The following is a 23,495-nucleotide window of genomic DNA, read 5'->3' on the forward strand; positions in this document are numbered from 1 at the left end:
CTCGTCGGAGCCGCGTCCGTCTGCCCGCGAGCGAGACTCACGCGGAAGTTTCCAGCTTGTGCCACTAAAGTCGATGATCGTGAGCACTGACATCACCGGAACCTCAGCCTGGCAGAAACTGCGCGCTCATTACGCCGACATCGAAGGCGTTCACCTGCGAGAACTCTTCCAGGACGATCCAGCCCGCGGGCGAGAGCTGACGATCGACGCCGGTGATCTTCACATCGACTACAGCAAGCATCGCGTCAGCCGCGAAACTCTCGCGCTACTCGTCGAACTGGCCCGCGAGGCCGGCGTCGAGGCACGACGCGACGCGATGTTCGCGGGCGATCACATCAACACTTCCGAAGACCGCGCCGTACTGCACACAGCACTGCGTCTGCCCAAGGATTCTGCTCTGACCGTCGACGGTCAAGACGTCGTCGCGGACGTTCACGAAGTTCTGGACGCGATGGGCGCTTTTGCCGATCGTGTGCGCAGCGGCGAGTGGACCGGAGCTACCGGCAAGCGCATCCGCACCATCGTCAACATCGGCATCGGCGGTTCCGACCTCGGGCCGGTGATGGTCTACCGCGCACTACGGCATTACGCCGACGCCGGAATCAGCGTCCGGTTCGTCTCCAACATCGACCCTGTCGATCTGGTCGGACAGCTCGACGACCTCGATCCGGAGACGACGCTCTTCATCGTCGCATCCAAGACGTTCTCCACCCTCGAGACCCTCACCAACGCGACAGCGGCAAAGCGTTGGCTGTTCGCCGGTCTGGGCAGCGAAGACGTCTCGGCCGTAGCCAAGCATTTCGTCGCAGTCTCCACCCACGGTGACCGCGTGGCGGAGTTCGGCATCGACACCGCGAACATGTTCGGGTTCTGGGATTGGGTCGGCGGGCGCTACTCCGTCGACTCGGCGATCGGCTTGTCGGTCATGTGTGCCGTCGGACCCGTTCGTTTTGCGGAGTTTCTCGACGGTTTCCACCAGATCGACACGCACTTCCGAAACCAACCGCTCGAGCAGAACGCGCCGGTCCTCCTCGGCCTCATCGGGCTCTGGTACTCCAACTTCTTCGGCGCTCAGTCCCGCGCAGTGCTGCCCTACTCCAACGACTTGCTGCGCTTTCCCGCGTACCTGCAGCAGCTGACCATGGAGTCCAACGGCAAATCGGTTCGCGCCGACGGCTCACCGGTGACCACGTCCACCGGTGAGATCTTCTGGGGCGAGCCGGGGACCAACGGCCAACACGCCTTCTACCAACTCCTGCATCAGGGCACCTGGCTGGTGCCTGCCGATTTCATCGGGTTCGCGGAATCCACCGACGATCTGCCTACTGCGGACGGCACGGGATCAATGCACGATCTGCTCATGAGTAACTTCTTCGCTCAGACAAAGGTTCTCGCATTCGGGAAGACTGCCGAAGAAATCGCGTCAGAGGGCACTGCTCCGGAGCTGGTGCCACACAAGGTGATGCCAGGCAACCGACCGTCGAGCACTATCTTGGCGAAGGAGCTGACCCCCTCGGTCGTAGGTCAGCTGATCGCACTTTACGAGCACCAGGTATTTGTCGAAGGTGCGGTGTGGGGTGTCAATCCGTTCGATCAGTGGGGCGTCGAACTCGGCAAGACACAAGCCATGGAACTGGGGCCTGCGCTCTCTTCCGAAGCAGCACCCGGCGACCTCGGCGACACATCCACAGATGCTCTGGTGCAGTGGTACCGCAGAGAGCGCGGACGGGCCTGACTCACGCGGCGGCCGGGCCGAACCAACTTTCCGTTGTGTACACGCGTCCGGATCGGTCGACGAGCCGAGCGCGAAGCTCTTGCTGTTCAACCCATTTGATGGCGCTTATCCCCCGGATCAACGCAGCCTCGCTTGCGGCGTACGCCCACACCGCGTCGTCAGCAATCACCGAGACCTGTGCCCATTCCGTGGAGGGCCGCTCCTGGTTCGGCTCCCAGGAGGGCAGCTCCAGCGCCCGCGCCGTCGCCATCGCGGTTCCGTTGATCAGTTCGACTTCTTCGCTGTCCGGCACCGGAATCTGCCAGCCACCAGCCGGTGCATGGCCGGCCGTGGCGATCACGTCGCCGATCCGCACAGCAACGCCGCATTGTAATTCGGCGGCGACGATCTGCGCGGCGCGATCGACGGTGTCGGCCTTGGCAACTCCGGTGATGTCGAACGACGCACCCCAGGGCGCGTACACCACGTCTCCGTCGAGCTGTACGTCCTCGAACGTCGGGGTCGGGTGCACCGGAGGGATGGATTCGTCCTCGGAGTAGTTGTCGGCAAGCGGATTGACTGCACCGCCGGTCATACGGGCAGCCCACAGCGCCGACCGCAGCAGAGCCGACATACGTCGTGTCACTTTGACCGGAGTTCCCTGAGCGAGGTTGACGGCGTGAATCTCGGCGTCTCCCCGGCGAAGGTCGCAGACCGCTTCGGTTTCGTCGATGGCAGCTGCGATCAACGCGTGCGCAGTAGGCAGCGCAGCGCCCTCGGTGACGTCCACCTCCACGGCGGAATCCCACATCGCCCACTTCTCGACACTGACCATGTCAGTCCTGCCCTTCGAACACACTGTGTTGTAACCAGTATGCGCCGGTCAGCAACCCCCGTGCCATAAAGCGCTTCCGAGGCCGAGGCACACATGCCGCAGGTTGAGCAGCGCACGGCGGGGACTGGATGGTAGATCTGTGCGACAGAATTGCCGCCTGGACTGTCGCCCTCCGTGTGCAAGACGTGTAATCCTCCCCATGGTTCTGACATGCACCTGACTGCGACGACGTCGACTACTACTGGCGCAGCGGGCAATTCCGATCCGAAAGACGCAGAGTCGACGCTCGACATGTCCGGCCGGCCGGCTGCGCTTCGAGCCCGGTCCGCCGCAGCAACACGCCCGGGCGGCGCTGATGTCACCGCATGAACCTTATGTCACCGCATGAAAAATGGGGACCGACGAGAAGCACTGTGTTCCAACGTCGATGACATACCAATCGGCCGCTTTCAATGCGCGTCACTTTCGCGGGTGGACACACCTGAGCGCTCACTCTCGAGTGCAGCAAAATACGGGCCCACCACTGCGCGCGAGCGTCGAGCAGAGCACCGAGAAGAAGTCCCGAACACGCGGCGCGCCAACCGCCGGCACGACGACGCCCGGTGCCCGGCGGCAGCGCTTCGCACGTTACAGACCGAGCAGGAATGCATCGACACAAAATGGATAGGACCGGCTGAAAGAACCTGCAGCACAATGGCGTAACCACCACCGTTCGGCTTATACGCTACCGCCGTACACCTTGGCAAAACGAACGGTCAGTACGCGGCGAAAATCACATACTTTACAAAGTCTTTGGAATTTTTCTGCGCCAAATATCCGCAGGTGAAAGGACTTTCGACCAGAGTTCAGAATAACCGTGTCGTCTACTATGTGAAAACTGCGAAGTAGCTGTGACGCTGGGTCACGCTCGAGGGAGGAATTGTGACCGATTCATTCAAGGACCGTTTGAACGCCTTGTACCCGGCCACAGCACCGAGACTCACCAACGCACAAGTTGTGGAAGCCCTTTCGCAACGTGGATGCAAGATTTCGACACCGTACCTCTCGCAACTCCGGAGCGGTGTGCGCACGAATCCATCGGAGCAAGTCGTTTTGGCATTGGCCGATTACTTCGGCGTGGCAGCAGAGTACTTCTTCGGCCCGACACCTCGCCAAGATCCCGAACTGATTCCGGAAGAAGACCGTTCGGTTGTCGAGGAGTTCCACGACAGCGAATTACGTTCTCTGGCCATAAAAGCGGTCGATCTCTCCCCTGAATCGCAGGACTTGCTCTCATCGATTGCGGAGAAACTTCGCTCGTCCGAAGGACTCCCGGCCGTCCCTCCGGATTGCAGCACCTACACCCCACCGTTCACTCGCGACTAGTCCGGAGCGAAGTTCAGCGAGTCAGATCAGCGAGTCAAGCGGCCCAATAGTGCCGAAGCTGTGATGATTCCGAGCAGCGCGGCCCCGATCAGCACGCCGAAGTCGACGAGGTAGTCGGTCGGCATTCCGATCAGCAGACCGCGCAGCGCTGACACCTCGTAACTCAGCGGATTGATGCGACTGAGCCACTGAACCCACGTCGGCATGAGTTCGACCGGGTACAGAGCGTTGGACGCGAAGAACAACGGCATGGTGATCGCCTGGCCGATGCCCATCAATCGATCTCGTTTGAGCACGATCCCCGCGATCGCAACCGACAGACAGGCGAAGAACGCCGAGCCGAGGACAACGACAGCCACGACGCCGAGCAGCTTGATCGGGTTCCACGTCATGCTCACGCCCAGCAGCGCCGCTACAACGACTACGACCACGGCCTGGGCGACCGCACGGATACCGGCTGCAAATGCCTTTCCGGTGACCAGCGCGGCTCGTGGCGTCGGCGTCACCATGAGTTTGGTGAGGACTCCCGCGTCACGCTCCCAGATGATCTGGATTCCGTAGAAGATCGCAACAAAAAGCGCGGACTGCGCAATGATGCCCGGCGCGAGAAAGTCGAGATACGGTACGTCGCCAGTCGGGATCGCTCGGATATGACTGAACGTCTGACCGAAGATCACCAACCAGAGGATCGGCTGGATTGCGCGCGTGACCAATTCAGATCGGTCGTGCCGCAACTTCTGAACTTCCACGAGGCAGAATGTGTAAATTCTCGAGAGCAATCGAGCAAGACTGTTGGTAGTGGGATCAGCCCAAGCGGCGCGCTGCGCGACGGGCACTGCGGACATCGTGGAGACCTCCTGACTTGCCGCCGGTGAGGTCGTCGCCGGTGTAGTGACGGAACACGTCTTCGAGAGTGGCCTCCGGCCCCAGTTCGGCGGCCAACGCGCTCGGCTCGCCCACTGCACGAAGTTCACCGTGATGCATCAATGCAACACGATCACACAACTCCTCGGCTTCTTCCATGTAGTGCGTCGTGAGCAGCACAGTCATGCCGTACTGCTTCTGCATCTCCGCCACTCGCTTCCAGACGGATTCGCGGGCAATGGGATCCAACCCCACCGTCGGTTCGTCGAGTACCAGCAGCGACGGTCGGTTCACCAGTGCCTGCGCAAGTTCGAGCCGTCGCACCATACCGCCGGAGAAGCTCGACGCGAGACGCTCACCTGAATCGAGCAGATCCACCATCTCGAGCGCTTGGTCGACCCGCTCGCGTCGTTCGGACCGCGGAACGTCGTACAGGCGCGCGAACCAGGTCACGTTCTCGCGTGCGGTCAATGCGCTTTCGATCGAGAGCTGTTGTGGCACGTACCCGAGGTAGCGCCGAATGGTCATCGCTTCGCTGCGAACGGAGCGACCGAGAATTCGAATGTCACCCTCTTGCAGAGGAAGTAACGTGTTGAGCAATCTGATCGTCGTCGTCTTTCCTGCACCGTTGGGACCGAGCAGGCCGAAGCATTCCCCCGCGTTGACGACCAGACTCAGGTTGTCCACCGCCCGATGACCGCCGAACTTGTATGTGACCGAGTCGATCTCGACCGCGGGTGCGTCAGGGTCAGGCATGTGCACTGCTCGGCTCCTCCACCACTGCGTCAGCATCTCACTGCCCCCCGCCTTCCGATCCGGCTGCTGCCAGAGCGCTCGCCAATCGAGACAGGGCCGGTAGAGCAGCCTCGATCCTCGCCCTGTCCTCTGCGGTCAGAGTCGACAATGCCTGACCGACAATCACACTCCGGCGATCACGCCACACCTCGACGCGGGCGCGCGCCTCGTCCGCGAGCACCAATCGCGCGACGCGGCGGTCGGCCTCGTCGGCAACGCGTTCGATCACTCCCTCGTCGACGAGCTGCCGCACCAAGGTGGACACCGTGTTTGCCGCGACACCCAATCGCCCGGCAGCCTCGGCCACCGACAGACCCGGGTTGCGTCGTAGCAGCCTGACGAGTTCGATCTGGGCGCCGGCGAGCGGTCGTTCCGCAAACGGCCGCCCCGACGCCTTCCTCGTGCCCCGGCGCAATTGTCCGAGCGTCTCCAGGACGTCATCCGCAAGGTTTGCTCCGCTTCCATCCACAACCTCACAATAGCTCTGTAACAGAGCTATTGTCGAGGAATCCGGACGCCCGGCGTTTTCAGCTCGTCCGCAACGGGTATCCCCGATTGCTTGTCCCGAGCACTCCCGCCCAGAACGGAGACGTCATGCGCAGACAGTGGTTGTTCGCGACAGTTGCGAGTACCGTCCTGATCCTCACCGGTTGCTCGCCCGACGCCCTCGATTCCGGGGACAGCGCAGACAACGTCACTGCCATTTCGACGTCGCTGTCGCCACCCGCCGCCGCTGATGCACCCCTGCTGAAGACCGCCGACTCCCCACTCGGGACGATCGCCGTCGACGGCGAAGGCATGACCGTCTACGTCTACAACCCGGACGAGGAGAACTCACAAGCCGGGTCGTGCGACGAAGCGTGCCTGCGTTACTGGCCGGCGGTCACCTCGGTCACGGATTCGCCGATCGTCGAAGGAATCGACGCTGTCATCGGTACCATCGACGGGCCGGAAGGATCTTTCCAGATCACCGTCAACGGCAAGCCCGTCTATCGGTACCTCGACGACAAGGTTCCCGGCGACATGCTCGGACAGAGCGTCGGCAGCCTGTGGTGGATGATCGACACCGCCGGAAACCCCGTGTTCAAGACCGAGTAACCCTCAGTTGTACGGCTGCCGAGCGGTTTCGGGGTCGCCGTACGTGATTGCCCGTTCCCGACGCGTCTTCGACGCCAGGGTTGCGCCCCAGTTCAGCACCGTGCTGGCGCGATTGCGGAACCCCGCGAGGAACGCGATGTGGATGATTCCCCATGACACCCATCCGATGAACCCGGACAACTGGACCGGCCCTGCCTGAAGCAACGCGTGGCGTCGCGAAATGTAGGCCGCGGTTCCAAGATCGCGGTACTTGAACGGTTTTCGGCTGGGCACTCCGTTTTCTACGGTTGCAGCGATCCGGGCACCGGCGTGCCGACCACCCTGCATCGCGACCTCGGCCACCCCGGCAAGTTTGTCCCGCGACATGAGGTCGCCCACCACGTAGACGTTCGGGTGGCCGGGAACGGTCAGATCGGCTTCCACCTCGATGCGGCCACCGCCGACCTGCTTCACACCCAGCGCCGTGGCCAGTGCCTCGGCGAACGGCACTGCTTCGACGCCCGCGGTCCACAGAATCGTGCGGGTCTCGTACTGCCGCTTCTCTTTTGTCTTCTTGTCCGTCGTCTCGATGCTGGTCTCGCACACGTCGGTGACGTGCACGCCGAGGTGAGTCTCGACGCCGATCCCGTCGAGAGTACGTTTGGCGGCGGCCGAGAGCTTGCGACTGAACGAAGGGAGCACCCGATCGTCGCCGTGGAAGAGCAGTACCCTTGCCTCGTCAGGGTCGATGGACCGGAACTCGTTGGTGAGCGCGTGCATCGCCAATTCGCGGATCTGTCCGGCTAATTCGACGCCGGTGGGTCCGCCGCCCGCCACGGCGAATGTCAGCCACGGTCGACGTTCTTCCGCAGTCGGGAGCGATTCGGCCATCTCGAACGCAGCAATGAGACTGCGCCTGATCGCCAAAGCGTCGTCGAGGGTTTTCATGCCGGGCGCCCATTTGATGAACTCGTCCTGGCCGTGGTAGGACTGGCGCATTCCAGCCGCCACGATCAGGTAGTCGTACGGCAATTCGAAGGTCGACCCGTCGAAGCGACTGGCAGTCAGTATCCCGGCGTCGGCGTCCACCGACTTGGCCTCGCCCAGAACGACGTTCGTGTTCTTGTTGTCCTCGAGCAGATGTCGCAGCGGACTTGCGATCTGCCCTTCGGAGAGCAGACCCGTGGCGCACTGGTAGAGCAGGGGCTGGAAGACGTGGCTGGTCCCTCGGTCGATCAGAACCACCTCGACGTCAGCCTTCTTGAGTCGTCTCGCTGCATACAGTCCACCGAAGCCGCCACCGACGATCACTACCCGGGGCTTACCGTTCGAGATGTGGATGCTCATCAGACAAACCTCGCTGTCACGGAGTTGGGCAGGAATCGTAGGGCCGCATCTATCCCTTGCCACTTGAGGCCGGGTAGCGCCGCTCGGGTGGTTTCCTTCTCGATAGCGTCGACCATGGCACTGACGCCTTCGTCCAGACTGGCCATGAGCGCAGCGTCGTCGCCGGCGCCGGCGGACATGTCGGTCTTGATGAAGCCCGGCAGCAGCGTGGTGACCCGAATAGGTGTGCGCGCCAACTCGATACTGAGCGCCTCACCCAGCGCCGCTACTCCCGCCTTGCTCGCCGAATAGGCCGCTTTTGGCCCGGGTAGCCCCCGATCCGCGCTTATCGAGGACACGAGAACCAGGTGTCCGGAGTCCTGCGCGCGGAAGATCTCGAGCGCAGCTTCACACTGCGACAGCGCGCCGACAAAATTCGTCTGCGCTGTTGCAAGATTCGCGTGCGCTTTTCCGGTTCCGATCTTGGCGCCCTTGCCGAGCCCGGCGTTCACGATCACCCGGTCCAGGCCACCCAACTCGTCGCGCAGCTCACCGAAAACCCGGACGACGGAATCGTGTTCGGTCACATCGAGTTCGCGCACTGCGACGCTGATCGACGGGTACTGCGCCACCAGCTCCCCACGCAGCGTGTCGAGACGATCCGTCCGCCGGGCACACAACGCGAGGTCGCGACCGGCCGCGGCGAATCTCCTGGCCATCTCCTCACCCAGACCCGAACTGGCACCGGTGATCAAAATCTTCTGCCGCGTCATGGGTGCAACTGTAACCATCATCGAGTTCTCGTACCCGGCGGTAACCGAGCGAACTCGGACCGATCCGACATACCGTGGAGCAATGACCGACGAATTCGATGTCATCGTGATCGGCGGTGGACCCGCCGGCGAGAACGCCGCCGCATACGCCATCGCCGGAAGTAATCGCACCGCCGCAATCGTGGAACACGAACTGGTCGGCGGTGAATGCTCGTATTGGGCCTGTATGCCCAGCAAGGCACTACTGCGCCCGGGGCAGGTCCTCGAGGCGGCCGACGCCTTGCCCGGGATCCCGGCCGGACCGCTGGACGTCGATGCCGTTCTGAAACGGCGCGACTCGTTCACCCACAACCACGACGACTCGTCCCAGGTCGACTGGGCAACCTCCGCGGGCATCACCGTGATCAAAGGCCACGGGGTCATCGACGGCGAGCGAGCAGTGACCGTCGACGGGACCCGTAAGCTCCGTGCCCGCCGTGCCGTCGTACTCGCCACGGGAACGACCGCCACCGTCCCGAAGACACCGGGATTGCGCGAGGCACTCCCGTGGACCTCGCGCGACGCCACCAACCTGCACGAGGTTCCGTCGCGAGTGGCGGTCATCGGCGGCGGAGTGGTCGCAACTGAGTGCGCAACGTGGTTGTCGTCGTTCGGCGCTCACGTGACGTTGCTCGTGAGGGGCGATGCTCTGTTGAAATCAGCAGAACCGTTTGCCGGAACGATGGTGGCCGAAGCACTCGGTGCCCGCGGTGTGGACGTTCGACTGAGCACTGCCGTCAACTCGGTCTCACGCCCCGATGCCAAGGACACCGGCGAAGGTCACATCCACGGTGGACCCGTCAGCATCGAGACATCGTCCGGCGTGATCGAAGTCGACGAGGTCATCGTCGCGGCGGGCCGCGGGCCGACATCTGCCGATCTCGGCTTGTCCGTCATCGGCCTCGAGGACGGCAAGTACGTCACCACTGACGATCACCTCTGTGCCCAAGGTGAGTGGCTCTACGCCGTCGGCGACATCAACGGTCGTTCTCCCCTCACCCACATGGGCAAGTATCAGGCGAGAGTCTGCGGAGACGTCATCGCCGCGCGGGCCGAGAGCCGCGGACTCAGGGGACCTCGGTACACGGCGTCGGCGGACAATGGACAGGTCCCCCAGGTGGTGTTCACCTCACCCGAAATCGCCTGGGTGGGACGCACCGAGAAGAAAGCTCGCGACGACGGCTACGACGTCGAAGTCGTGGAGATCGAACTCGCAGTCGCGGGATCTTCGCTGCTGCGCGACGACTACTCGGGGCGCGCGAAGTTGGTGATCGACAAGGCCACCGACGTGATCCTCGGCGCTACCTTCGCCGGGCCCGAAGTATCCGAGCTGGTGCATGCGGCGACAATCGCGGTCGTCGGCGCCGTACCACTGGAAACTCTCTGGCATGCGGTGCCCTCGTATCCGACGGTCAGTGAAGTCTGGCTTCGATTGCTGGAGGCTCGCCGCTGACGCGCTCCCGAAGTACGTATAGTCGCGACATGGCGTCCGACATACTTGTGACCACGGCCGACGGCACCCTGCGCGGCCGCCGGGTGGGAAAACTTCGTGCCTGGCGCGGAATTCCCTACGCCCGGCCGCCGGTCGGAACACTGCGTCTGACGCGACCACAGCCGGTCACGCCGTGGACCGGAGAACGCGACGCGATCAGGTTCGGCGACGCGTCTGTCCAACACAAGAAGGGGCTGTTGCTCGCGCCCGGGAAGTACCAGCCGAGCAGCGAGGACTGCCTGACGCTCAACGTGCTCGCCCCTGCGAACACCGGCAATACTCCGCGTCCCGTCATGGTTTTCATCCACGGTGGGGCAAACACCATCGGGACCTCGGCCACCGGCTTGTACTCGGGCGTGTCCCTCGTCGAACGCGGCGACGTCGTCTACGTCTCGATCAACTACCGGCTCGGCGCTCTGGGCTACCTCGATTTCACCCCGTTCTCAACATCCGAGCGCGTATTCGACTCAAACCTCGGACTGCGCGATCAGGTCGCGGCCCTGCAGTGGGTGCAACGCAACATCGCCGCCTTCGGTGGGGATCCTGAAAAAGTCACGATTTTCGGTGAATCCGCCGGAGCCACCGCCGTCACTACCCTGATGGCGACTCCGGCCGCCAAGGGACTCTTCGCCGGCGCTATCGCCGAGAGTTCGGCTCCGGATCTGGTCGCGAGCACGCAGCGATCGCATGCCTGGGGCGCGCGTTTCGTCGAGATCCTCAATTCCGGCCTACCACCCGCGAAGGCCCTGACCTCGGCGACAGCCGTCGAATTGGGCAGAGCCGGAAGCAGACTGGGCGCCGAGGTACTCGCGAACACACCTGGACTACATCCCTTCGGACCGGTCGTCGACGGCGACTTCCTCCCCCGCTCCCCCTTGGACGCATTCAAAGAAGGATCGGCACACCAGGTGCCGATGATCATCGGCACCAACAGACGGGAGGGGACGCTGTTCCCGAAGGTGCTCGACGCACTTCCGACCAACCCGTCGCGCATCGACACCATGTTTGCCCTCACCGATCCCGAGGCCGGGAAGCGCATCCTCGCGACCTATCCCGGCTACCCGGACGAGCAGTCCGCGATCGACGTCGGCGGAGACGTCACGTTCTGGCACCCGTCCGTGGAGTTGATGCAAGCGCACGCACAATCGGCGCCGACGTACGCCTACCGATTCGACTTCGCGCCGACGATGATGCGCTGGCTCGGCCTCGACGCCACACACGGATTCGAGATGTTTGCAGTCTTCGGCATCGGTGACACCCTTGTCGGGCGCGGCCTCACCCTTCCCGGCGGTCGACGCGGACTGCGCGCAGTCACCGAATCTGTTCAGGGACACTGGCTTCACTTCGCCGAGCACGGCTCGCCGCGCGGATCGTGGCCGCGCTACGAGGGGCAGGAGCGTCGGACCATGATCTTCGACGAGATCGTCCGCGTCGAGAACGATCCCAGACGTGAACAACGCTTGGCCTGGGCGGGATACAGCGGTTACCGTAGCCACGGCACCGACATCTCCCTACCGTGACGAGCCCCCTCGAGATCACTCTCGATTCCGGGGTCGTACGCGGGCGCCTCGATCGAGGACTGCGCACCTGGCGAGCAATCCCCTACGCGGCGGCCCCGACCGGTCCTCGGAGATTTCGCGCACCGCAGCCGGTCGAGGCTTGGAATGGTGTCCGCCCGGCGGAAGCATTCGGCTCTCCGTCTCCGCAGCGCAAGAGCAATTTCGACGAGAACTCACTCTTCGTCAATGTCGTGGCCCCGCAGGTACCGTCGGATTCGTTGCGACCGGTCATGGTTTTCATTCACGGCGGCGCGTACAACGGCGGGAATCCGTCGACGCCCATGTACCGCGGAACGAGCCTGGTCGAACGTGGCGACATCGTCTACGTCTCGATCCAATATCGTCTCGGCGCGTTGGGCTACCTCGATTTCAGTGAATATTCCACTGCGGAAAGATCATTCGAGACGAACCTCGGATTGCGCGATCAGATCGCCGCGATGACGTGGGTCCAACGCAACATCGCCGCTTTCGGCGGCGACCCGAACGCCGTCACCGTCTTCGGTGAATCGTCCGGCGCCAACGCGGTCACCACTCTGATGGCAACGCCGGCGGCACGAGGGCTGTTCGCCCGGGCCATCGCTCAAAGTCCGCCGGCTGCTTCGGCATACGGAAAAGAGCGAGCGCACCGTTGGGCACGCGAGTTCCTCGAGATCGCACAGGCTCCGGATGCCGATCCGGCATCGTGGCTGCGCTCCGCTTCGGTGAAGGACCTGGTCGCTGCCGGCGAAGAACTTGCGCGCCGCGGCGCGGACGAAGAACCCGGAACGCGGCCATTTGCCCCCGTGGTGGGTGACGACGTCCTTCCCGAACACCCGCTCGACGTGTTCGCCGCCGGACGCGCCCACCCCGTTCCGCTGCTCGTCGGTTCGAATCTCCACGAGGGAAGAATCTTCCCGCGCGTTCTCGACATCTTGCCTACCGACCCGGTTCGGATCGAGAAGATGTTCTCCCACACCACCCCTGAAGTGAAAGCACGTGCGCTCGCGGCGTATCCCACGTATCCGCACCGGTTTGCTGCCGCAGATCTCGGCGGCGACATCACGTTCTGGGAGCCCGCGATACTCTGCGCACAGGGTCATTGCCAGGTAGCTCCTACCTACAGTTACCGCTACGATTTTGCGCCTCGCCTGCTCAGACTCGTCGGCATGGGCGCTACCCACGCCACCGAATTGCTTGCGGTCTTCGGGCGTTCGGATGCACTCACCGCGGCCTTGACCGCGGTCGGTGGGCGCCGCGGACTGACTGCGGTGACCTCCACCATGCAGCGCCACTGGATCCATTTCGCCCGCCACGGAGTGCCGGACCGGGATTGGCCCGCCTACTCCGTACCGGAGCGGCAAACAATGATCTTCGACGAGACGTCCCGAGTGGAGAACGACCCGATGGGTGAGCGTCGACGGGCTTGGATCGGCTACGAGCACAGGCGCTGAAGCCCGATCAGAAGAACTGACCTTTCACGAAACCTGCGAGTAGGACGGCAAATCCGCCCACCTCACCGAGGATCAGCAGAAACATCCCGAGGTGCAGGGGCGGACCGGCGGACTCGAACTGATTGTCGGTGTCCTTCATCGCACCGTGAGCGATGTAGCTGAATATCGCTGCGAGAAAGAAGAACACGACCACTGCGGCACTGGTCAGGTTGATCCACGTCGGCCACGCACTGAGTTCGACGAACACCGCGATCAGCAGCGTCGCAAACGAGTACATCAGGGCAGCGCGGTGTGCGATGTCGACATACGGATGGGCGAGGTGATTGTCCGAAGTGGCCATCTGTCGGTATTTCCAGATTCCCAGGCACAGGGAGAGAAGGAAGATCAGACCGGCCGCGAGAAGCGTCAGTGTCGTGTCGATCCCCAGCGTCATCTGCCCACCCCGCAGTGCGTTTCCAGCGAGTCACCGCTGGGTGATCCAGCCGAAGGCTTGTCGTAGACGACAACCAGCACCACCGCACGATCCGCCGACACCGACCGCATCCGGTGCGGCGTATTCGCGTCGAAGTACAAGCTGTCGCCGGCGTCGAGGTGCATCGTCTGCCCGGGGATTTCGAATTCTACGGATCCGGAATGCACGAACACGAACTCCTCTCCCGTGTGGTCCATGAACTTGGGACCCATCACCGAGGCCGGATGAACCACGAACGGCTGCATGGCCTTTCCGACCAGTGAGGGCGCGATCGGATCGTAGACGGAAGACTGCACGGAGTTGGCCGGGTCGATCACGCGGTCCTTCGCGCGCACGATCGTCATGGCATTTCCCTCCATACTGTCCGAGAACAGTTGCCCCACATCGGCGTCGAGCACACGCGCAATCTTGAGTGCCACCGCGATCGACGGGGTACTGATACCCCGCTCGACCTTGGAGAGATAGCTCTTCGTCAGACCGGTCTGCTCGGCCAGGCCCTCGAGCGTCAGACCGGCGCGACGCCGATGTGTTCGCAAAAACGCTGCCATTCGGTTCCCCTCACGAGACTTTGTGTCATCACCCTACCAATACATTGACCTGCGGCGATCAGCGATGCAGGAATCGAGGGTTGCGCATTTCCGTCCTATATGACACTTTGTGTCTTATAGGTGACTGAATGTCATTGATTTCCGGGTCCCGAGAAAGGCACACCCCATGACCGACACGATGCATGCGAGCAAGCAGGAACTCATGGCCACCGCCGAGACGAAGATGCTCACCGAAGTAACGACAGGTAGTTGGACTCTTCGACAGAAGATCGCACTGACCTGCCGGGCACTGTCGGACGCCGGCCACGACTCCGGCCTTGCCGGACAGATCTCCGCCCGCGGTGGGCAGCCAGGAACGTTTGTCACACAGCGACTCGGCCTCGGGTTCGACGAGATCACCGAGGACAACCTCCTGCTCGTCAACGAGGATCTCGAAGTCCTCGACGGGGAGGGCATGCCGAACCCCGCCAACAGGTTCCACAGTTGGATCTACCGCGCACGACCCGACGTCAACTGCATCGTCCACACACACCCGCTACATGCGACGGCGCTGTCGATGCTCGAGATTCCCCTCGTCGTCTCCCAAATGGACATCGCGCCGCTCTACGACGACTGCGCATTTCTCGCCGACTGGCCCGGGGTTCCCGTGGGAAACGAGGAGGGCGAGATCATTTCGGCTGCACTCGGCGACAAGCGGGCAATTCTGCTCGCCCACCACGGCCAACTCGTCGTCGGCAACACGGTCGAAGAGGCATGCTCTCTCGGGCATCTGATCGAGCGAGCGGCCAGACTGCAGTTGCTGGCGATGGCTGCCGGAGACATCAAGCCGCTACCGCCTCGCCTGGCGAAGGAGGCACACGATTGGACACTGACTCCTCGGCGCAGCGAGGCGAACTTCGCCTACTACGCCCGTCGCGCTCTCCGCAATCATCCCGACACACTGACCAACTGACTTTTGTTTCCCACCAACAGAACTGAGAGCCTCATGAGCAGCACCATCAAGGGAATCGTCGCCTATCCCATCACCCCGTTCGACCGGGACACCGGAGCATTCGACCCCAAGCCGCTACACACGCTCCTCGACAGCATGATCAGCAGTGGTGTCGACGCGATAGCCCCACTCGGCAGTACCGGCGAGAGCGCCTATCTCGACGATGCAGAGTGGGAGACGGTCGCTCGGGAGACTGTCGACTACGTCGACCGCCGAGTCCCCACCGTCGTCGGAGTGTCGGATCTGACGACGGCGGGAGCACTCCGCCGAGCATCGATCGCGGCAGACGCCGGAGCCGACGCAATGATGATCCTCCCCACGTCGTACTGGCATCTGGGTGAGCAGGAGATTCGTGAACACGTCACCGCGGTGGCCGATTCCGTCGACATTCCCACGATGATCTACAACAATCCGGCCACCACCGGGATCGACATGTCGCCGGAATTTCTCGTCGATCTCGTCTCCACCGTCGACGGCGTCACGATGATCAAGGAATCCACCGGCGACATCACCCGGATGAACCGCATCAACGAACTGAGCGGTGGCACGATCCCCTTCTTCAACGGCAGCAATCCTCTTGCACTGCAATCTTTCTCTGCCGGTGCAAGCGGATGGTGCACGGCAGCCCCGTGTCTGGCCCCCGAACAGGTGGTGCACTTCTGGCGTCTACTCGAATCCGGTGATCGGTCGGGTGCCGCCGCTGTGTTCGAACAGATCGAGCCGCTACTGAAGGTCCTCGTCAGTCGCGGACTGCCGTCGACGGTCAAAGCCGGGTTGGAATCTCTCGGCATCGACGCCGGCCTTCCCCGCCGGCCCCTGCTGTCCCTCGACGACAACACCAGGACAGCTTTGTCCGACGCTCTGTCGGTGGCTCGCGGTGTAATCGTCGCGTCGTGACCTGACGTGGGAGTGGGTTCCGGCAAGATGGGATGCACACCGACCGAAGGAGGGGCACCATGTCCGTAGATTCACGGTCTGCGAGGATCGCCGTCACCGGCGCGACCGGTCATATCGGCGGACTGGTGGCCCGGTCGTTGGGCGACGCCGGTGTCCCGCAGCGGCTGATCGCACGGTCGGTCAACCGATTACCGCAGCTCCCCGGTGCCGATTCGGCCGAGACCACGTACGGGGATCAGAAGCGCGCTCTCGCGGCTCTGGCCGGAATCGACACCCTCTTCATGGTCTCGGCGGCCGAAAGCGCAGATCGTCTGGATCAGCACCGCACCTTCATCGACGCCGCAGCGGAGGCCGGGGTCAGGCACATCGTGTACACGTCTTTCCTCGGCGCTGCTCCGGACGCGACGTTCACGCTCGCTCGCGATCACTGGGTCACCGAAGAACATATCCGCGCTTCCGGGCTCGCATTCACCTTCCTGCGCGACAGCTTCTACCTCGATTTCCTACCCGCTCTCGCCGGTGAAGACGGTGTGATCCGCGGACCCGCAGGGGACGGTCTCGTCGGCGCGGTAGCGCGCTCCGACATTGCTGCCGTCGCTGTGTCGGTTCTGCAGGATCTGGATTCTCATGTCGGACAGACGTACAGCCTGACCGGACGGGAGGCACTGACGCTCTCCGAGGCCGCGAGCATCATCACCGAAGTCACCGGCAAGCGAACCACGTACGTCGAGGAAACGCTCGAGGAAGCTTACGAATCGCGGGCGTCGTACAACGCACCCGCTTGGGAACTCGACGCATGGGTGTCGACGTACACCGCAATCGCGCAGGGTGAATTGGCGCTGATCACGGGCACCGTGGAGGACCTTGTCGGCCGGCCTGCGCTCACGCTGCGTGAATTCCTCACAGCAGAAACCGCCTGATGCCACCACGCAAAGCAACCACGGCACGCAAGGCTGCCGCAAAGAAGGCTGCACCGCAGAAGGCTGCACCGCAGAAGGCTGCACCCAAGAGGAACACGACCAGAAAGACCGCCCCGAAGAAGACTGTCGCAAAGAAGAGCTCACGCGCGACGATGCCGGATGTGCCGACTGCCGGCCCTGGTGAGAGAGTCTGGCTCCTCGACGTTCCCTTTCGGACGCCGGCGCCTGGTGCGCAGTTCGTCAAGAAATGGAAGAGCTACGCGTGGGTCGGTACGGAGTTGCCCGTAGAACTCGCTCCATTCAAGGCACTCCCCTTCTCTTATCAGCAGTGGGTAGAGGACGACATCAATGACAGCACCGGTGAACGTCCCGTTGCTGCACCCAAAATTCCTCGGCCCGAGCAGGTTTCGGGGGCTGCAGCCGTCGTCGATGCCGCTCGCGCCGGCAAACGCGGATTTCTGTTGGCAGACAATGCAGGCCTGGGTAAGACGCTGATCGCAGTGATGTCTGCCAAGACGATTGCCGAGGAGCGTGGCGAAACCAACATCCTCGTCCTCGTCGATCGACCCGCACAGATCACCATTCCGCATTGGCGCTATTCCATCGCCTCGGTGGGCGACGGTGGATTCCGCTGGTTGATCATGTCGCCTGACCAATTGAAGAAGCTGATCACGCGAAACGGCCGCCCCAAGTACACGTTCGGTGTGGTGATTGCCGACGAGGCCCAGCTGTACAGCAACGACACACAGCGCACGGCGGCATTCGAGAAGGTCGCGCGCTTTTCGAATGCTCACGAGCAAGCGCCGTTCGTCCTGTCCGTGACGGCAACACCGGGACACACGCCGGCCGACCAGCGTTACCTGGCACCGCTTTTCGCGCAGCTGCATTCAGAACCTTCGGAGTACTGGTCCGACCTGGGCGCCAGGCTGGTCGAGTCCGGCCTTCCGCTGGACAAGTCCTACGGGAAGTGGACGTGGAGCGCAGAGGCGAAGGAATCACCTACGCTGCAATCTCGCGCGCTCGAGACCGTGCGTGGGTGGATGTCGAACAGCAAACCGCCCTTGATGATTCATCGACCGACTCCGTGGGGACCTGTTCCGCTCGACGGTATGCCGATCGACCTCACCCATGCCCAGCGCGCCGAGTACGAGACGGAGTGGGCCGAGTACGCCTACGAAATGGGATTGGCCCGCAAGAGTCGCAACATCGCGCGCGGCCGTGCGCTGGTTCTGCGCTACCGACAGAAAGCGGGCATGATCCGCGCCGAGTCGACGGCCCAGTGGGCGCAGGCGCAGGTCAAGGCAGGCAAGCAGGTGTTGGTGGCCGTCGAATTCGTCTCCACGGCAGGTGATCCACTGGTCGAGATGATCGAAGACGCCGGGATCTCGGTGGCAAAACTGTTCGGCGCGGTGCCGGACAAGGAGGGTCAACGTCTGCGGTTTCAACGCGGGGACGCACCGGTCATCGTCTTCAATGTCACGACCTCGATCTCGCTCCATGCCAACGAAGCACTCCCGGACGGCACTCACGCGTCCCCGTTGCCACGGACGGGAATCTTTCATCAACCGCGCTACTCAGGGATCGCGGCAGAACAGACGTTCGGTCGGTCGCATCGCGACTACCAGACGTGCCCGTGGGTCATACCCTTCGGCGTGGGCACCAAGGAAGAGGACGTCGCCACGGTCATGTTGCGCAATCTCAATTCGGTCACAGGTCTGAAAGGTGGTGATCGATCCGGTCTGCGGTCGCTGTCCGAACTGCTCGGCGTCGAGTGGCTAGAGCCTGATGTCTTGACCTCGGAGGGTTGATCTTCCAACGACCGTCCAACGCGCACAAACGAACGGTTTCGGCGGTATGCCCCAATTCCACTCCACCAAAACCGAATTCGGCTGACCGCTTCATTCCTTTCGGGACCTTGGGACTCAGGTATCTGTGACCTGACGTGGCAGACTCTTCCGAGTCGAGGTGCACCAGCCTCGAAACAGTGCCGAGAATGCGAGGGGTCCGATGCGCAATATCTACCGGTCATTGATGCGCAATGTCGGCCATACACAATGGTTCTCGGATCTCGGCAAGGATCTGGTTCCGCTCGATCGAGCAGTGCAGAGAGTGTCGGGAGGCAAGCTCTCGCTGGTCGGAGAGAACACCGTGACTCAGCTACTGCTCACCACGACGGGCCGTAAGACCGGCCGTTCTCGAACCACGCCACTCCTGTACGCACCCGACGGCGATGCGTTTGTCGTCGTCGGTTCGAACTGGGGGCAGGATACGCATCCAGCATGGACACTCAATTTGATGGCAAACCCCACCGCGATCGTGACAGTGAAGGGCGTCGAAATACCGGTCGGTGCGAGTCTGGCGGAGGGCGCCACGCGTAAGAAACTGTGGGAGCTCGCGACCACCACGTGGCCGCCGTACGAAACCTACGCCGATCGAGCATTCGGGCGCCAGATCCGCGTATTTCGACTCCAACCTGTCAAATAACTGCTGCCGGGCGCAGGATGGGAAGGACCACCCTGCCGATCTCAGGAGCATTCGCGAATGTCCACAGCACTGACTCACGCAGAAGACACACAGATCACAGCTTCCAACGGGCGGATCGCACTGGAGCCGAACCCCCGCCGAATTCGAGCCTTCTTCGCTGGTCACGCCGTCGCAGACACCACTCGTTCGGTATACCTTTTCGAACGCGGCCGCCTGCCGATGTACTACATCCCCCTCGCGGACGTTCGTACCGAATTCCTCGTCCCGACGTCGACGACCACCCATTGCCCATGGAAAGGTGACGCCACCTACTGGACGATCGAGATCGGGGATCGCCGGGCCGAGGACGCCGTCTGGACCTACCCTGAACAGTTCGACGGTTCCCTGGATCTGAGTGAGTACGTCGCATTCTATTGGGATCGCATGGACGCCTGGTACGAGGAGGATCAACAGGTCTTTGTCCACGCCCGCGATCCATACGTACGTATCGACGCACTCCCCTCGTCCCGCCACGTCCAGGTTTTTGTCGGCGACGTACTGGTCGCCGAGACGAGACGACCCAGACTGCTCTTCGAAACCGGACTGCCCACGCGGTACTACATTCCGAGAATCGACGTTCACAGCGAGTACTTTGCGCCGTCCCCGACCACCACGGCCTGCCCCTACAAGGGCACTGCGTCGTATCTGTCGTTCACCGGCACAACCGAACTCGCTCCGATCGAGGATCTGGCGTGGTTCTATCCGTTCACTACCGCCGAAGCGTCCGGGATCGACGACCACGTGTCGTTCTATCCCGAACGCGTCGGCAAGATCCTGGTGGACGGTGCCGAAATCTGAAAGGTGCTGGAGCCGAGAAGGTGTGGGTGCCTACCCCACTGCAACAGGGGATTGCGGGATTCGCAGTTCAGCCGTCTCCAGTCGGCGATCATGCACCCACACCATCGCCGTTGCAACGGAGAAGACCAACCCAGCGATGCATACTCCGTTCCAGCCGTACGACTTCCACACCACTGACCCCACCGCCGAGCCCACGGCAGCACCGACGAAGTAGGTGGTCATGTACACGGAATTCACACGCGAACGCGCTTCGGGGACAAGGGCGTAGATCACGTTCTGGTTGCTGACGTGCACTCCCTGCAGCGCGAGGTCGGCAAGGACGATGGCAACGAGAAACCACACCACGTGGGTGGCACCGGCGACAAAGGGAAGCCACGACACCAAGAGAATCGCGATGGCGCCGCCGGTCGCCAGCTGACCCAATCCCCGATCGGCCAGTCTGCCCGCCACCGTCGCCATCAAAGCTCCCGCCACACCGAGTAGTCCGACCAAGCCGATTTGAGTGTCGCTGTAGCCGAATTCGCCGGACAGAAGAAAGGCCATCGTCGTGAAGACGGTGCTGACAGCAGCAAAAGCCAGTCCGCCCATGGCCGATCGGGTTCTCAGGCGCGGCAAGGTCGCAGCCAACTTCCCTACCGAAGCGAGCGTTGCGCGGTAGCTTGCCTTCGGGCGATCTGCGGAATCGGAAGGCAGAGATCGCCACAATGCCACGGCCATCACCACCATCAGCACCGCCGCAACCTTGTATACCGTCGACCAACCTCCCAGTCCGGAGAGGACGCCGGCAACGCTGCGCGCCAGCAGGATTCCGATCAGCAGTCCGCTCATGATCGTGCCGACCACCTGACCGGACCTCTCAGGTTCGGCCAGTGAGGCGGCAAACGGAATGAGCACCTGGGCGGCGACCGAAAAGACGCCAGCGACAGCGATTCCCACTGCCAGCGTGGCAAAGTTGGGCGCAAATCCGCTGACCGCTTGACCGGTCGCCGCCAGCAGCATGAGCCCTACCGTCAGCTTGCGTCGGTCCACCATGTCGCCCACCGGAACCAGAAGTATCAATCCGAGTGCATACGCGACCTGCGCGATGGTCACCGTCGCGGCCGCTGCGGAGGCCGACACATTCAGGTGATCTGCGATGGAATCGAGGAGTGGCTGGTTGAAATAGTTACCGCCCGCGCACAGGCCCGTCGCCGCAGCCATCAGCAGCACTATCGGTAGTCCGAGCCTCGGACGCGCGTCGCTTGAAATCATGTCGTCAAGCATGACCGCCTACACCGACGCGCGTCCAATAGATAGATATGCATGATCTATCTCCAGAAACGATAGATTGGTGTAATGGAACTACGTCACATCCGCTACGCCCTGGCAGTCGCGGAAGACAGACACTTCAGCCGAGCAGCGTCGCGGTTGCACGTTTCCCAGTCCGCCTTGAGTGCCCAGATCAGAGACCTCGAAAAGGAACTGGGAGTCGAATTGTTCAACCGGAACAGCCGAAACGTCGGCCTGACTGCTGCAGGCGAGGTTTTTGTCGCCCGCTCCCGCGAGGTACTCGGCGCCGTGTCGAGACTCGTCAGTGATGTCTCGGCACGGAGCAACGAGCAAGTGCGGTTGACGGTCGGCACCATCACCTCGGCGGGGCGCGTCGACGTCGGACGCGCCCTGGCAGATCTGACACGGCGCCACCCTGCAATCAACATCACCGCGCGACCGTACGGCAGTGAAGTAGTTATCGAGGGAGTCCGGTCCGGTGCAATCGACGTCGGCATTGTCGGATTGGCCGCAGGTCGCCTACCCAAGAGCTTTGCCGCCGCACCGCTGTGGAGTGAACCCACCGCAGCGTTCGTTGCTCCTGACCATCCCTTTGCCCAGGCTTCGTCGATCAGGCTCGAAGACCTACGCGATCACACTCTCGTGGACTTCGCCTCCGGCAGCGAGGCCCGTGTCCAAACCGACCAAGCCTTCGCCGAATCACAGGTCCCTCGGGGAAAAACACTTGAAGCCAACTCGGTAGACCTGATCTGTTCACTGACCGCCAACGGCCTGGGCGTAGGTTTGCTCCCCCAGTCCATGAGCGCCCTGCACCCCGAATTGGTCTGTATTCCGATCACCGATGCGCCGCATCGGATCGTCCACGCAATCACCGAACCCACCCATTCGTCGGCACTCGCCCGCGAGTTCGTCGAACTACTCGCAGCACAGTTCGCTACTTGAGCAGTTTCGACATTCGCCTGTCCGCCAACGGCTTACCGCCGGTCTGGCACGTCGCGCAGTATTGAAAAGAACGCTCCGCGAACGACACTTCGCGTACGACGTCACCGCACACCGGGCACGGAAGTCCGGTACGAGCATGCACTCGCATCCCCGAGCGTTTCTCACCTTTGAGCCGGGCCGCGTCCTGACCTTCCGAACGCTCGATCGCGTCGGCCAGCGTGGATCGCATCACGGCATACAGCGTCGAAATCTGATCCGGCGTCAGCCGCGACGAGGTCGCGAAAGGCGAGAGTTTCGCGGTGTGGAGGATCTCGTCCGAGTACGCGTTCCCGATACCGGCGATCAACGACTGCTCGACTATCGAGTTCTTGATCCGCGCCGACGTTCCGCCCAGAATCTGTGCGAACTCGGCTTCGGTCACGGCCATCGCGTCCGGCCCCAACCGGGCGATGCCCGGAACCTCCTGCGGATCGTTCACGACCCAGACGGCGAGGCGTTTCTTGGTGCCGGCTTCGGTGAGATCGAATGCCGGCGTCAACCCTTCGGGTGTGAAGAAATGAACGCGCAGCGCCAACGGCCCCTTCCCCGGCTTCGGCGGCGTCGCCGATGGATTGTCCAGCCAGCGCATCCAGCCGGCACGGGAGAGATGCGTGACCAACCACAACCCGTCGCAATCCAGAGCCAGATGCTTCCCGAAGCGGGCGGCGCCCGTGACGTCACGCCCCTGCAGAGCAGTGATCGGCGGATCGAAGGTCTTGAGCACACTCAATGCAGCGATGTCGACGCGTCCCACCACTGCGCCGACCGCGTGCTGACGAAGGAACCCTGCCAGCGCTTCCACCTCGGGTAGTTCAGGCATGGCAACA

The 23,495-nt window shown here is 62.7% G+C and carries 24 protein-coding genes; 14 read left to right on the plus strand and 10 right to left on the minus strand.

Annotation, left to right across the window (positions count from 1 at the left end; translation table 11 throughout):
* The first annotated feature begins 79 nt into the window (after nucleotides 1-79).
* A complete protein-coding gene (gene pgi, locus BH682_RS21560; protein WP_075835417.1) occupies nucleotides 80-1,735 on the plus strand; it encodes a glucose-6-phosphate isomerase in 1,656 nt (551 codons plus the stop codon).
* A gap of 1 nt (nucleotide 1,736) precedes the next feature.
* On the opposite strand, the gene BH682_RS21565 is transcribed toward pgi, so the two are convergent.
* Nucleotides 1,737-2,549, minus strand: coding sequence for an FAD:protein FMN transferase (locus tag BH682_RS21565; RefSeq protein WP_007727618.1), 813 nt, complete (start codon nucleotides 2,547-2,549; stop codon nucleotides 1,737-1,739).
* 210 nt (nucleotides 2,550-2,759) lie between these two features.
* On the opposite strand from BH682_RS21565, the gene BH682_RS35960 reads away from it, so the two are divergent.
* Both BH682_RS35960 and BH682_RS21570 read left to right on the plus strand, forming a co-directional pair.
* The gene (locus tag BH682_RS35960) at nucleotides 2,760-2,918 is read left to right on the plus strand and encodes a hypothetical protein (protein WP_155277906.1); all 159 of its coding nucleotides are present in this window, start codon (nucleotides 2,760-2,762) and stop codon (nucleotides 2,916-2,918) included.
* A gap of 552 nt (nucleotides 2,919-3,470) precedes the next feature.
* On the plus strand, nucleotides 3,471-3,914 hold the full coding sequence (locus BH682_RS21570) for a helix-turn-helix domain-containing protein (RefSeq protein ID WP_003946341.1): 444 nt from the start codon (nucleotides 3,471-3,473) through the stop codon (nucleotides 3,912-3,914).
* A 26-nt stretch (nucleotides 3,915-3,940) separates the two neighbouring features.
* Here BH682_RS21570 and BH682_RS21575 read toward each other — a convergent pair whose 3' ends face one another.
* The 3 genes from BH682_RS21575 to BH682_RS21585 are packed head-to-tail and all read right to left on the minus strand — an operon-like array spanning nucleotide 3,941 to nucleotide 6,042.
* Nucleotides 3,941-4,759 carry an ABC transporter permease gene (locus BH682_RS21575; protein WP_007727621.1) on the minus strand — a complete coding sequence of 273 codons (819 nt, stop codon included), beginning with the start codon at nucleotides 4,757-4,759 and terminating at the stop codon, nucleotides 3,941-3,943.
* On the minus strand, nucleotides 4,719-5,534 hold the full coding sequence (locus BH682_RS21580; RefSeq protein ID WP_411561099.1) for an ABC transporter ATP-binding protein: 816 nt from the start codon (nucleotides 5,532-5,534) through the stop codon (nucleotides 4,719-4,721). The genes BH682_RS21575 and BH682_RS21580 overlap by 41 nt, the downstream gene beginning before the upstream one ends.
* A 37-nt stretch (nucleotides 5,535-5,571) precedes the next feature.
* Nucleotides 5,572-6,042: a MarR family winged helix-turn-helix transcriptional regulator gene (locus BH682_RS21585; protein WP_075834053.1), complete on the minus strand. Its 471-nt coding sequence runs from the start codon at nucleotides 6,040-6,042 to the stop codon at nucleotides 5,572-5,574.
* 125 nt (nucleotides 6,043-6,167) lie between these two features.
* Between BH682_RS21585 and BH682_RS21590 the strand changes: the two genes are divergently transcribed.
* Complete coding sequence (locus tag BH682_RS21590) at nucleotides 6,168-6,671, plus strand: COG4315 family predicted lipoprotein (RefSeq protein ID WP_075834055.1); 504 nt, start codon at nucleotides 6,168-6,170, stop codon at nucleotides 6,669-6,671.
* A gap of 3 nt (nucleotides 6,672-6,674) precedes the next feature.
* On the opposite strand, the gene BH682_RS21595 is transcribed toward BH682_RS21590, so the two are convergent.
* Together BH682_RS21595 and BH682_RS21600 are read right to left on the minus strand one after the other, a co-directional pair.
* Nucleotides 6,675-7,997, minus strand: a complete 1,323-nt coding sequence (locus BH682_RS21595) for an NAD(P)/FAD-dependent oxidoreductase (protein WP_003946361.1) — start codon at nucleotides 7,995-7,997, stop codon at nucleotides 6,675-6,677.
* Nucleotides 7,997-8,749 (minus strand): SDR family oxidoreductase, encoded by a 753-nt coding sequence (locus BH682_RS21600; protein ID WP_007727631.1) that lies wholly within the window; start codon nucleotides 8,747-8,749, stop codon nucleotides 7,997-7,999. Before BH682_RS21600 ends, BH682_RS21595 begins: the two co-directional genes overlap by 1 nt.
* Nucleotides 8,750-8,831: 82 nt before the next feature.
* Here BH682_RS21600 and BH682_RS21605 point away from each other — a divergent pair, with 82 nt between their 5' ends.
* The 3 genes from BH682_RS21605 to BH682_RS21615 are packed head-to-tail and all read left to right on the plus strand — an operon-like array spanning nucleotide 8,832 to nucleotide 13,269.
* Nucleotides 8,832-10,241: a dihydrolipoyl dehydrogenase family protein gene (locus BH682_RS21605; protein WP_030534884.1), complete on the plus strand. Its 1,410-nt coding sequence runs from the start codon at nucleotides 8,832-8,834 to the stop codon at nucleotides 10,239-10,241.
* A 29-nt stretch (nucleotides 10,242-10,270) separates the two neighbouring features.
* Nucleotides 10,271-11,800: a carboxylesterase/lipase family protein gene (locus BH682_RS21610; protein WP_075834057.1), complete on the plus strand. Its 1,530-nt coding sequence runs from the start codon at nucleotides 10,271-10,273 to the stop codon at nucleotides 11,798-11,800.
* On the plus strand, nucleotides 11,797-13,269 hold the full coding sequence (locus BH682_RS21615; RefSeq protein WP_075834059.1) for a carboxylesterase/lipase family protein: 1,473 nt from the start codon (nucleotides 11,797-11,799) through the stop codon (nucleotides 13,267-13,269). Before BH682_RS21610 ends, BH682_RS21615 begins: the two co-directional genes overlap by 4 nt.
* A 7-nt stretch (nucleotides 13,270-13,276) precedes the next feature.
* Here BH682_RS21615 and BH682_RS21620 read toward each other — a convergent pair whose 3' ends face one another.
* Nucleotides 13,277-13,702 carry a hypothetical protein gene (locus BH682_RS21620; protein WP_003946354.1) on the minus strand — a complete coding sequence of 142 codons (426 nt, stop codon included), beginning with the start codon at nucleotides 13,700-13,702 and terminating at the stop codon, nucleotides 13,277-13,279.
* Nucleotides 13,699-14,289 (minus strand): helix-turn-helix domain-containing protein, encoded by a 591-nt coding sequence (locus tag BH682_RS21625; protein ID WP_003946400.1) that lies wholly within the window; start codon nucleotides 14,287-14,289, stop codon nucleotides 13,699-13,701. The genes BH682_RS21620 and BH682_RS21625 overlap by 4 nt, the downstream gene beginning before the upstream one ends.
* 166 nt (nucleotides 14,290-14,455) lie before the next feature.
* Between BH682_RS21625 and BH682_RS21630 the strand changes: the two genes are divergently transcribed.
* From BH682_RS21630 to BH682_RS21655, 6 genes are all read left to right on the plus strand, one after another.
* Entirely contained in the window at nucleotides 14,456-15,241 is a 786-nt protein-coding gene (locus tag BH682_RS21630; RefSeq protein WP_030534888.1) for an aldolase, read from the plus strand.
* 33 nt (nucleotides 15,242-15,274) lie between these two features.
* Nucleotides 15,275-16,177 carry a dihydrodipicolinate synthase family protein gene (locus BH682_RS21635; protein ID WP_007727643.1) on the plus strand — a complete coding sequence of 301 codons (903 nt, stop codon included), beginning with the start codon at nucleotides 15,275-15,277 and terminating at the stop codon, nucleotides 16,175-16,177.
* A 59-nt stretch (nucleotides 16,178-16,236) separates the two neighbouring features.
* Nucleotides 16,237-17,097, plus strand: coding sequence for an SDR family oxidoreductase (locus BH682_RS21640; protein ID WP_075834061.1), 861 nt, complete (start codon nucleotides 16,237-16,239; stop codon nucleotides 17,095-17,097).
* The gene (locus BH682_RS21645; protein ID WP_075834062.1) at nucleotides 17,097-18,905 is read left to right on the plus strand and encodes a DEAD/DEAH box helicase family protein; all 1,809 of its coding nucleotides are present in this window, start codon (nucleotides 17,097-17,099) and stop codon (nucleotides 18,903-18,905) included. The genes BH682_RS21640 and BH682_RS21645 overlap by 1 nt, the downstream gene beginning before the upstream one ends.
* 199 nt (nucleotides 18,906-19,104) lie before the next feature.
* Nucleotides 19,105-19,581, plus strand: coding sequence for a nitroreductase/quinone reductase family protein (locus BH682_RS21650; protein ID WP_003946395.1), 477 nt, complete (start codon nucleotides 19,105-19,107; stop codon nucleotides 19,579-19,581).
* 57 nt (nucleotides 19,582-19,638) lie between these two features.
* Complete coding sequence (locus tag BH682_RS21655) at nucleotides 19,639-20,418, plus strand: DUF427 domain-containing protein (protein ID WP_042449057.1); 780 nt, start codon at nucleotides 19,639-19,641, stop codon at nucleotides 20,416-20,418.
* A gap of 30 nt (nucleotides 20,419-20,448) precedes the next feature.
* Here the strand turns inward: BH682_RS21655 and BH682_RS21660 are convergent, their stop codons facing one another.
* Nucleotides 20,449-21,681, minus strand: coding sequence for an MFS transporter (locus tag BH682_RS21660; protein WP_030534893.1), 1,233 nt, complete (start codon nucleotides 21,679-21,681; stop codon nucleotides 20,449-20,451).
* Nucleotides 21,682-21,753: 72 nt separating this feature from the next.
* Between BH682_RS21660 and BH682_RS21665 the strand changes: the two genes are divergently transcribed.
* Nucleotides 21,754-22,629 (plus strand): LysR family transcriptional regulator, encoded by an 876-nt coding sequence (locus BH682_RS21665; protein ID WP_007727651.1) that lies wholly within the window; start codon nucleotides 21,754-21,756, stop codon nucleotides 22,627-22,629.
* Here BH682_RS21665 and BH682_RS21670 read toward each other — a convergent pair.
* Entirely contained in the window at nucleotides 22,622-23,488 is an 867-nt protein-coding gene (locus BH682_RS21670; protein ID WP_007727653.1) for an Fpg/Nei family DNA glycosylase, read from the minus strand. The genes BH682_RS21665 and BH682_RS21670 overlap by 8 nt on opposite strands.
* Nucleotides 23,489-23,495 lie beyond the last annotated feature (7 nt).

Origin of the sequence: Rhodococcus sp. YL-1, assembly GCF_001942025.1 — a bacterium.
Classification (GTDB): domain Bacteria; phylum Actinomycetota; class Actinomycetes; order Mycobacteriales; family Mycobacteriaceae; genus Rhodococcus_F; species Rhodococcus_F qingshengii.